General features: G+C 61.4%; 4 protein-coding genes. 3 read left to right on the top strand and 1 reads right to left on the bottom strand.

What is annotated here, in order from left to right; translation table 11 throughout:
* The first annotated feature begins 170 nt into the window (after positions 1-170).
* The 3 genes from HNP00_RS22815 to HNP00_RS22805 all read left to right on the top strand — a co-directional run bounded on the left by HNP00_RS22815 (position 171) and on the right by HNP00_RS22805 (position 3,333).
* Positions 171-899, top strand: a complete 729-nt coding sequence (locus HNP00_RS22815; RefSeq protein ID WP_184742001.1) for a GntR family transcriptional regulator — start codon at positions 171-173, stop codon at positions 897-899.
* Between the two features lie 76 nt (positions 900-975).
* The gene (locus tag HNP00_RS22810) at positions 976-2,172 is read left to right on the top strand and encodes a CaiB/BaiF CoA-transferase family protein (protein WP_184742000.1); all 1,197 of its coding nucleotides are present in this window, start codon (positions 976-978) and stop codon (positions 2,170-2,172) included.
* Positions 2,173-3,333, top strand: a complete 1,161-nt coding sequence (locus HNP00_RS22805; RefSeq protein WP_184741999.1) for an acyl-CoA dehydrogenase family protein — start codon at positions 2,173-2,175, stop codon at positions 3,331-3,333. It begins immediately after the preceding gene.
* 222 nt (positions 3,334-3,555) lie between these two features.
* Here the strand turns inward: HNP00_RS22805 and HNP00_RS23050 are convergent.
* Positions 3,556-3,797, bottom strand: a 242-nt coding sequence (locus tag HNP00_RS23050) for a hypothetical protein (protein WP_221451754.1), incomplete at its 5' end; no start/stop codon positions are given.

Genomic DNA, 3,797 nt, shown 5'->3' with positions numbered 1-3,797 from the left:
CCCGGGAGGGTGTGGGAGAGTAGGACACCGCCGGACAACCATTAACGGTCCAGGCCCCGACACACCAGTGTCGGGGCCTGAACCATTTAAACCACACCACACACCCAGGCACCGGACCCCCCATCACATCTGCACCGCACTCAGCCCACGTCGACCCGTAGAATGTCCGCATGAGTAGCATGCAACAGGTTACTCCCGGGGTGTCACTGACAACACAGGTCACGGAAATGCTGCGCGCGGCAATCACCTCCGGCGAGATGACGCCACGGGAGCACTATTCCGCGATTGGGCTGGCCGAGAGGCTTGGCGTGTCTCGGACGCCCGTGCGTGAAGCCCTGCAGTTACTCGAAAAAGAAGGCATTGTCCGGATCGAGAAGAACCGCGGTGTTCGAGTACTGCAGATTTCACTTGACGAGATCGTGCAGATCTTTCAGATTCGGATCATTCTCGAGCCTCCCGCTGCAGCTCGGGCCGCCGAGGTTGTTACAAAGGACGACCTTGAGCATTTCCGCGCGCTTCACGGTCGCATCCTGGATGCTGCAGCCGACGACGACGGCCCCGGCACCCTTCAAGCGGACAAGGAATTCCACTTGTTTCTGCTGGGCTTGGCAGGCAATCAGCGGCTATCGGCACTGGATAGTGAGTTGCGTAATCTCGTTCTTGCGCATGGTCTCGTGACCATCCCCTCGGTCCGAAGCAGCCAGGATCTGGCCGATGACCGCCGCGACATTCTTGAGGCACTGGAGCGGAAGGATCCGCAGGCTGCTTCGGCTGCGGTTCGTGAACATGTCACCCGCACTGCGCGACTTCTCATCACTGGCGTTTGCGCCAAGACGCCGGGGCTTTCCGCGGATGCGTACTTGGCGAAGCTGGAACAGCTGACGAAGTTCCGCGGCTGACCTCGAATGCTGTTTACAAGCTTTGCCAGTTCATTTACTGTTGCATGCAACATACAACTACCGGAGGAGACGCAACGTGGCATCCACACCGCAGAGCAATCAAGGCGGCCCGCCACCGTTGGCCGGCATACGGATCGCTGATTTCTCCCGAGTTCTGGCCGGACCGTTGTGCTCAATGATGCTGGCAGACTACGGCGCCGAGGTCATCAAGATCGAGGGCCCTGCCGGCGACGATACCCGCGCGTGGATTCCGCCTGTCGCCGCGGATGGCACAGGCACCTATTTCGCCAGCGTCAACCGAAACAAGAAGTCCGTGGTTGCCGATCTCACGTCCGACGATGGGTTGAGCTATGCCCGTGATCTGGTGGCTGGCTGCGACGTCGTCATCGAAAATTTCCGCCCTGGAGTCATGGCGAAATTTGGGTTGGATTATCAGACCGTTGCCAAGGATCGGCCGGACATCGTTTACTGCTCGATCTCGGGCTTCGGGACCGGTGCTGGCGCGGATCTGCCCGGCTACGACCTTCTGGTTCAGGCGCTCGGCGGCCTAATGAGCATTACTGGCTCCGCGGATGGGGAACCTAGCAAGGTTGGGGTCGCCCTGGTTGACGTGCTCGCCGGCCAGAATGCCGTTGCGGGGATCCTGATGGCTCTGCGGGTGCGCGACGCTACTGGGACCGGCCAGCAGGTGCAGGTTAACCTCCTCTCCTCGCTACTGGCAGCTCTGGTGAACCAAGGGGTCGCGATGTTGGCCACGGGAAACTCACCTGCCAGGTTGGGTAACGCCCATCCGAGTATCGCCCCCTACGAGACCTTCCGCACGGGGAGCGGCACCCTCGCCGTTGCGGTTGGTAACGACCGTCAGTTTGCGGCGTTGGCCTCAGTGCTGGGACTCCATGGCCTGGCTGAGCAAGCCAAGTTCCTCACTAACGAACGCCGGGTGAGGTCCCGCGCGGAGCTTCGCGCTGTGCTTGAGGCCGCGCTTCTCGCCGACACCGCTTCGCAGTGGCAACGCAGATTGCTTGCAGCGGGGGTGCCTGCAGGCAAGGTCAACACAATCGGTGAGGCTTTCGAGTTGGCTGACAACCTGGGGCTGGAGCCGTCAATTGTTGTCACCGATCCCGCCACCGGCCGCGAATCTCGGCAATTGGCCAATCCGATCAGGCTGTCGGCAGCAGCACCGAGCTACCGGCAAGTTCCCCCAACCCTTGGCGAACACCAAGGCTCCACTTTCCCCTTGGAATTCCCAACAACTTCCGCGAAAGGCTCATAGATGTCGGACATCAGCGACCTGATTGAACTCGATTCCCTACTCAGCGCGGATGAACGTGCGCTGCGCGATTCCGTACGGTCTTTCGTGGACAGCGAAATCAAGCCGAACATCGCGGGTTGGTACGAAGAGGCCGTCTTCCCGCTCGAAATTGTTCCCGAACTGGCCAAACTGGGACTGCTCGGAATGCATCTGAAGGGCTACGGCTGCGCCGGCCGTTCCGCCGTCGAATACGGACTGGCTGCGGCCGAACTTGAGGCCGGCGACTCCGGGTTGCGCACTTTCGTCTCGGTACAGGGCTCATTGGCGATGAGCGCTATCTACAAACACGGCTCGGAAGAGCAGAAAAAGGAATGGCTGCCCGCGATGGCGAAGGGGGAAGCGATCGGCTGCTTCGGGTTGACTGAACCCACCGCGGGATCGGATCCGGGCAGCATGGCCACCTTCGCGCGCCGTGAAGGGAGTGACTGGGTCCTCAGCGGATCAAAACGCTGGATCGGCCTGGCGTCCGTGGCCAAAGTCGCCATCATCTGGGCCCAGACCGACGGCGGGATCCGCGGTTTCGTCGTCCCGACCGACGCCCCCGGATTCGCGGCCACGCCGATCGAGCCGAAGCTGTCCATGCGAGCCTCGATCCAATGCGACATCGAATTGTCCGACGTGCGCCTGCCCGAGAACGCGGTGCTCCCCAACGTCGTCGGGCTCAAGGGCCCGTTCTCATGCCTGAACGAGGCGCGTTACGGGATCATCTGGGGCGCCATGGGCGCGGCCCGCGACGCGTTCGAGGCCGCCCTGGACTATTCCAAGGAGCGCCTTCAGTTTGGCAAGCCACTGGCCGGCTACCAGCTGACCCAGCAGAAGCTGGTGGACATGGTTCTGGAGATCAACAAGGGATTCCTGCTTGCCCTGCATCTCGGCCGCAGGAAGGACGCCGGCACGCTGCATCCGGACCAGATTTCGGTCGGCAAACTGAACAACTGCCGCGAGGCCATCACAATTGCCCGCGAGGCCCGCACGATCCTTGGCGGCAACGGAATCACGCTGGACTATTCACCGCTGCGTCACGCGAACAACCTCGAATCCGTTCGCACCTATGAGGGCACCGATGAGGTCCACGCACTCATTCTGGGCAACAAGCTCACCGGCGTCGCCGCCTTCCGCTGAGCGCAGGGCCAGACGGCGGAACTCCCGCTCCGCCGTCGGCGTCTTCGCGGTGCGCCGAGCAGGACCTCCCTGTCCCCTTGGGGACCAGCTGGCAAGTTCGGCGCGTCCGTAGTGGCGGTGCCGGTATCGATTTGCTGGAAGCCGAAGGAGCGACCCGGGGGCGGATTTGCGTAGGGTGCGGGAACCGTGTAATGTCTTCTAAGTCGCCGCGAGGGAGACAGCCTAGAGCTGGGAACCACGGGTGGCCAACCCCTTCGAATTGAGCCTAATCGGCTTGGTGCTTTGTGCGCCGCAATTTGAGGGAATTCGAATTGTTCCTGCGGAATTGGTTGAAATACTGATTTGCAAAGCAGCAATGATTCGGGTAACTTTGGAAAGTTGCTCCGGAGCGATCCTGGACCTTTTGTGGGTGTGGGTGGTGTCGGGTGTGTCTGTTGTTTGAGAACTCAATAGTGTGCCAAGTT

Origin of the sequence: Arthrobacter sp. AZCC_0090 (assembly GCF_014207375.1) — a bacterium.
GTDB lineage: Bacteria > Actinomycetota > Actinomycetes > Actinomycetales > Micrococcaceae > Arthrobacter.
This window is presented reverse-complemented; position numbering and strand designations above follow the sequence as displayed.